6 protein-coding genes are annotated in these 6,222 nt (G+C 50.3%); all 6 read left to right on the top strand.

Translation table 11 applies throughout. The features are described 5' to 3' along the window. Positions 1-972 (top strand): UDP-N-acetylmuramate--L-alanine ligase (gene murC, locus B3180_RS04720; protein WP_286843318.1); only part of this gene is annotated, 972 nt, incomplete at its 5' end. Next, a complete protein-coding gene (locus B3180_RS04715) occupies positions 962-1,891 on the top strand; it encodes a D-alanine--D-alanine ligase (RefSeq protein ID WP_222236437.1) in 930 nt (309 codons plus the stop codon). The genes murC and B3180_RS04715, both read left to right, overlap by 11 nt. Continuing rightward, the gene (locus B3180_RS04710) at positions 1,891-2,640 is read left to right on the top strand and encodes an FtsQ-type POTRA domain-containing protein (protein ID WP_286843315.1); all 750 of its coding nucleotides are present in this window, start codon (positions 1,891-1,893) and stop codon (positions 2,638-2,640) included. The genes B3180_RS04715 and B3180_RS04710 overlap by 1 nt, the downstream gene beginning before the upstream one ends. Before the next feature lie 6 nt (positions 2,641-2,646). Next, positions 2,647-3,879 carry a cell division protein FtsA gene (gene ftsA / locus B3180_RS04705; protein WP_054489880.1) on the top strand — a complete coding sequence of 411 codons (1,233 nt, stop codon included), beginning with the start codon at positions 2,647-2,649 and terminating at the stop codon, positions 3,877-3,879. Between the two features lie 39 nt (positions 3,880-3,918). Continuing rightward, a complete protein-coding gene (ftsZ, locus tag B3180_RS04700; protein WP_054489882.1) occupies positions 3,919-5,118 on the top strand; it encodes a cell division protein FtsZ in 1,200 nt (399 codons plus the stop codon). A 124-nt stretch (positions 5,119-5,242) separates the two neighbouring features. Beyond that, complete coding sequence (lpxC, locus tag B3180_RS04695; protein WP_054489884.1) at positions 5,243-6,163, top strand: UDP-3-O-acyl-N-acetylglucosamine deacetylase; 921 nt, start codon at positions 5,243-5,245, stop codon at positions 6,161-6,163. Positions 6,164-6,222 lie beyond the last annotated feature (59 nt).

The raw sequence follows: 6,222 nt of genomic DNA, 5'->3' as shown, positions 1-6,222 counted from the left end.
GGCTCTAATGCCCGGTTAGGTAACAGTAAGTACCTGATTGCTGAAGCCGACGAGAGCGACGCGTCGTTCCTGCATTTACAGCCGATGGTCGCCATAGTGACCAACATTGAAGCGGACCATATGGACACCTACGAAGGTGACTTTAATAAGTTACTGGACACCTACGTTGAGTTTCTGCATAACCTGCCATTTTATGGCTTAGCGGTTATGTGTGTGGATGATCCTGTGGTAGCCGACTTAATTCCGCGGCTGGGTCGTCAGACCATGACTTACGGCTTTGGTGAAGCCGCAGATATTCGGGCTATTAACTATAAGCAAACCGCCAGTGAGAGCTGCTTTACCATTTTACGCAAAGGCCTGCAGCCATTAGATGTCTGCCTTAATCTGCCGGGTAAGCACAATGTACTGAATGCACTGGCAGCGGTCGCAGTAGCCACAGACGAAGGCATTAATGACCAGGCAATTCAGTCGGCGTTAAATAAATTTGAAGGTATTGGACGACGTTTTCAGCATTACGGAAATTTTCCTGTACCGGGTAAAGAACAAGGTGAAGTCATGTTGGTGGATGACTACGGTCATCACCCGTCTGAGGTTGCGGCGACCATACAGGCCGCCCGCGAAGGTTGGCCTGAGCGTCGTCTGGTAATGGCATTTCAGCCGCACCGATATTCACGGACACGTGACTTATATGAGGACTTCGTCAACGTGCTTTCGCAAGTTGATGTGCTGCTGATGCTGGAAGTTTATAGCGCAGGAGAGACCCCGGTTAGTGGAGCTGACAGCCGCTCTCTATGTCGCTCGATACGACAGCGCGGGCAAATAGACCCTATTTATGTCGCAACAGTAGATGATATGCCGGAGGTGCTGGAGTCGGTTCTGGCCGCTGGTGACCTGCTGTTAACTCAGGGGGCCGGAAATATTGGTGCGCTGGCAAAGAACATAGCGACGGAGGTGCTGAGCAATGAACGCTGAGACCTTTGGTAAAGTCGCTGTCATGCTGGGTGGTAGCTCGGCCGAGCGAGATGTCTCGCTAAAATCGGGAATGGCCGTATTAAAAGGCTTAGTGGCTAAAGGTATTGATGCGCATGCATTTGACCCGGCAGCACATAGCCTGCAAGAACTGGTTGATGATGGCTACGAACGTGTATTTATCGCGCTGCATGGGCGTGGTGGCGAAGACGGCGCTATGCAGGGTGCACTACAAGTACTGGGCATTCCCTATACCGGTAGTGATGTTCTTGGCTGTGCTCTGGGTATGGATAAGGTGCGTTGCAAACAAATTTGGCACGCTTTGGGGTTACCGACAGCCAGCTGGCGGGTCATTACTCAAGAAGAAATAGAGCAAGTGAACGCCGAAGCGCTGCTGTTAGAGCTTGGCGGACGCGTCATCGTTAAGCCGGCACGTGAAGGCTCATCCATTGGTATGAGCAGTGCCGATAGCGCACCGCGACTGGCGGCAGCGTTAAAACATGCCGCACAGTTTGATGACGACATTCTGGTTGAGCAGTGGATTGAAGGCCCTGAGTACACCATCGGCTTGCTAGACGGAAATGCTTTACCTGTTATTCGTCTGCAGACACCGCATGAGTTTTACGACTTTGAGGCGAAGTACCAGGCGAATGACACGCAGTATCACTGTCCTGCCGGGTTAAGTGATGAAGACGAAGCGAAACTTCGTAGCTTGGCTGAGCGGGCATTTTCAGCGATTGGAGCGAGTGGTTGGGGGCGTATCGATGTTATGCGCAGCGGCAATGGCGACTGGTTCTTACTCGAAGCCAATACCGTTCCGGGCATGACCGAAAAGAGCCTGGTACCTATGGCTGCAAAAGCCGCCGGATTAAGTTTTAATGATTTAGTGGAGCGCATTTTAGCGCAAACACTGGAGCGCTGATGATGGCAGCTGAACAGCGCCTGCGTTCTGTGAACTTTTGGTCGGGTGTGACAGTGCTATGCCTGACTATAGCAGGTGCCTTGGTTGGTATTTATCAGTTAAACCAGGTGCTGACTGACGAACAGCAAGTACCTTTAGCTGAATTAAATGTAGAAGGCGAGTTGCAGTATACCGCCAACGAAGAGGTCAGAAAGGCCTTAACGGCAGAACCGTTGGGAAGTTTTTTTACGGCAGATGTGAACGAATTAAGGCGCCGGGTAGAGCAGTTGCCCTGGATACAAAAAGTCTCGATTCGCAAAGTCTGGCCTGACAAATTGTCGGTTTATGTGACGGAACACAAACCGGTAGCCATGTGGAACGGTGATCGCCTGATAAATGAGCAAAGTGATGTTTTTCGGGCAAATATAGAACAAGTGGATACGGCTTTGCCGCAGTTGTTTGGGCCGGAAAACGCCGTAGAGGAAACCTGGAAAGAATTTAACCGGGTGCAGCAAATGTTGGCAGTGAATGGCTTTCAGGTAAGGGCACTAAGGTTAACAGAGCGATTTGCCGTGAGCGTAGTTTTAGCTCAGGGAATTGAAGTGAAATTGGGGCGCGAAGCAACGCTAGAGAGAATAAAACGGTTTATCGATGTGTTTCCCAGCATCGTTGAACATGAAAAAAGTAAAAACAACGAAATCGATACTGTGGATTTACGATATGACACCGGGGCTGCAGTGGCCTGGCGTGAAGCAAAAAGTGAGAGTTAGACGGTTATGTCGAAAACATCGGAACACAATATGGTTGTAGGTCTGGATATAGGTACCAGCAAAGTGACGGCGCTTATTGGCGAATTGCTGCCAGATAATGAGATCAGCGTTGTTGGCGTTGGTACAGCGACCTCGCGTGGTATGGACAAAGGCGGCGTTAACGACCTTAACCTGGTTGTTCAGTCGGTCCAGCGTGCTGTTGATGAAGCCGAACTGATGGCTGACTGTCGCGTGGCATCGGTGTACCTGAACATTTCCGGCCGTCATATTTCCTGCCAGAACGAAAGTGGCATGGTACCGATTAACGAAGCTGAAGTGACACAGGACGATGTCGACAGCGTGATTCACGCCGCACAGTCAGTACCTATTGCAAAAGAGCGTCGTATTTTGCATGTGTTACCGCAGGAGTACGTCATTGACTCCCAGGAAAGCATTCGCAGCCCAATTGGCATGTCGGGTGTTCGCATGGAGTCTAAAGTGCACATTATTACCTGTGCGAATGACATGGCGAAAAACATCATAAAAGCGGTTGAGCGCTGCGGGTTGTCGGTGGACAAACTCATTTTCTCAGCGCTGGCATCCAGCATCTCGGTACTGACCGATGACGAAAAAGATTTAGGTGTAGCGCTGGTCGATTTAGGCGGCGGGACCATTGATATTTGTATATATGCGGGCGGTGTATTGCGTCATACCGCAGTTATTCCTGCGGCGGGCAATCAGGTCACCAGTGACATTGCCAAAATTTTCCGTACACCGACCAACCACGCGGAAGAAATTAAGACCAAGCACGCTTGTGCGCTGCGGCAAATGGTCAGTATGGAAGACACCATTGAAGTGCCGTCGGTGGGTGGGCGTCCGTCACGGGTGATGTCACGTCATACCTTGTCGGAAGTGGTAGAGCCACGTTATCAGGAATTGTTTGAGCTGGTCAGGGACGAGATCCAGCAAAGCGGGTTAGATGAGCAAATAGCAGCCGGCGTAGTTATCACAGGCGGTAGCGCCAAAATGGAAGGCTGCGTCGATTTTGCTGAAGAAATTTTTCAAATGCCGGTTCGTATCGGCGTTCCTCTGGGCATGAAAGGCCTGCGGGATTACGTCGAAGATCCGGTTTATGCCACAGCGGTGGGACTGTTACGGTATGGGCAGGAAGATGCCGCTGTGTCACAAAAAGAAAGCTCTAAAACTGACGTGATCGGACTCTGGCAAAAAGTGCAGAGTTGGTTCAAAGGTGAGTTTTAACTTGGGGTAGCACGTTAAAAGCAGGTAGGGAGAATTATTATGTTCGAACTGATGGACAATTATGAAAGCGAAGCCGTCATTAAGGTGATTGGCGTCGGTGGTGGCGGCGGAAACGCTGTTCAGCACATGGTAAAAGAATCAATTGAAGGTGTGCAGTTTATTGCAGCCAATACCGATGCGCAGGCTCTGCGTAATCATACGGCAGATGTCACCATTCAATTAGGGCAGGACATTACTAAAGGTCTTGGCGCTGGCGCCAACCCTGAAGTGGGTCGCCAGTCGGCAGAAGAGGACCGCGAGAACATCAAAGTCCACTTAGAAGGCGCTGATATGGTCTTTATTGCAGCTGGCATGGGCGGTGGTACCGGAACCGGTGCAGCACCTGTGGTTGCTGAAGTTGCCAAAGAACTGGGCATTCTGACTGTTGCCGTTGTGACCAAGCCTTTCCCGTTTGAAGGGAAAAAGCGCATGGCTGTAGCCGACGAAGGAATTAACGCACTGGCACAAAGTGTCGACTCGTTAATTACCATTCCAAACGAGAAATTGCTTAAAGTTATGGGTCGTGGAACCAGCTTGCTGGATGCCTTCAGCGCAGCAAACAACGTATTGTTGGGTGCGGTTCAGGGTATTGCCGAGCTGATTACTCGTCCGGGTCTTATCAACGTTGACTTTGCCGACGTTCGCGCGGTTATGAAGGAAATGGGTACGGCCATGATGGGTACCGGTGTTGCCAGCGGTGAAGACCGTGCGCAGGAAGCGGCCGAAATGGCAATTAACAGCCCGTTACTGGAAGACATCGACTTGTCTGGTGCTCGTGGCGTATTAATTAACGTTACTGCTGGTATGGATATGAGCATTGAAGAGCTCGATACCGTCGGTAATACGGTTAAAGCCTTCGCCTCAGATAACGCTACAGTGATAGTTGGTACCGTTATCGATACCGAAATGTCCGACGAACTGCGCGTTACTGTTGTTGCAACCGGCATCGGGGCTGAGCGTAAACCGGATATTTCTCTGGTGAACAATACCAGCCAGGCTGCGCCTAAGCGCGAACCTCAGCCGGCATACCGTAGCAGCGACATAGACCGCGGTGCGGCGGCTCCTCGTTACGAAGAGCAGGAAGAAGTTCAAGCGGAAGCAAAAGCTGAACCAAAACGTCAGCCTGCTGCCAAAGCTAAACAGGATAAAGAACTCGATTACCTGGATATTCCGGCATTTTTACGAAAACAGGTCGACTAATTTGGCGTAACTCTGTGTAAGTATGCGTAAAATTTGATCGAACCATGACAAATGTCGTATAATATGCGGCCGCTTTGGCGTCAGCCAGGGCGAACCGAATAGAAAAGGTAGGTGAACAAGTACCATGATTAAGCAACGTACATTACAGCAAGCAATATCAACCACGGGTGTTGGGCTGCACAAAGGCAATAAAGTAAACCTTACTTTACGTCCTGCGCCGGCTAATACCGGTTTGATATTCCGTCGTGTGGACCTTGATCCTGTGGTGGATATTCCAGCACGGGCCGACTGGGTGCGTGATACGCAGCTGTGTACCTGTCTTATCAACGAAGAAAACGTTCGCATCTCTACCGTCGAGCATTTGCTCGCTGCGCTGGCCGGCGTTGGAATTGATAACGCGATAATCGAAGTCGACTCGCATGAAATTCCAATTATGGACGGCAGCTCGCACCCGTTTGTTTACCTGCTACAAAGCGCGGGTATTGAAGAGCAGTCAGCAGCGAAAAAGTTCATCCGGATCAAACAGCCGGTACGTGTCGAAGACGGTGATAAGTGGGCGGAACTGCTACCCCACGATGGTTTCCGTATCGACTTTGCTATCGACTTTGAACACCCGGCTATTGCAGACACAGGGCAAACAGTCAGCATCGATTTTAGTGCTAATGCCTTTATAAAAGAAATTAGTCGTGCCCGTACCTTTGGCTTCATGAAAGACATTGAATTTTTACGGGAAAACAACCTGGCACTGGGCGGCAGTTTTGATAACGCCGTTGTGCTGGATGAATTCCGCATTCTCAACAGTGACGGCTTACGTTACGACGATGAGTTCGTAAAACATAAAATGTTGGACGCTATTGGTGACTTGTACATGGGGGGACACAGTATTCTGGGTCACCTGCGTGCTTATAAGTCAGGGCATGCACTGAATAACCAGTTACTTCAGGCTTTATTAGCGCAAGAATCTGCGTGGGAATTTGTGACCTTTGACGGTGAGCAGGAAAAAGCGCCTATCGCCTTTTGGTCACCAGCAACAACCACAGCTTAGTCTTTATCGTTGGCGGTAAACTTTGCCGCCAACGCTTTTAACTCCGATTTCAACGGCTC

This window comes from Idiomarina sp. UBA4206, from assembly GCF_002383015.1.
GTDB classification, from domain to species: domain Bacteria; phylum Pseudomonadota; class Gammaproteobacteria; order Enterobacterales; family Alteromonadaceae; genus Idiomarina; species Idiomarina abyssalis.
The sequence above is the reverse complement of the archived record's forward strand: the minus strand, read 5'-3'. Positions and strand labels throughout refer to the sequence as shown.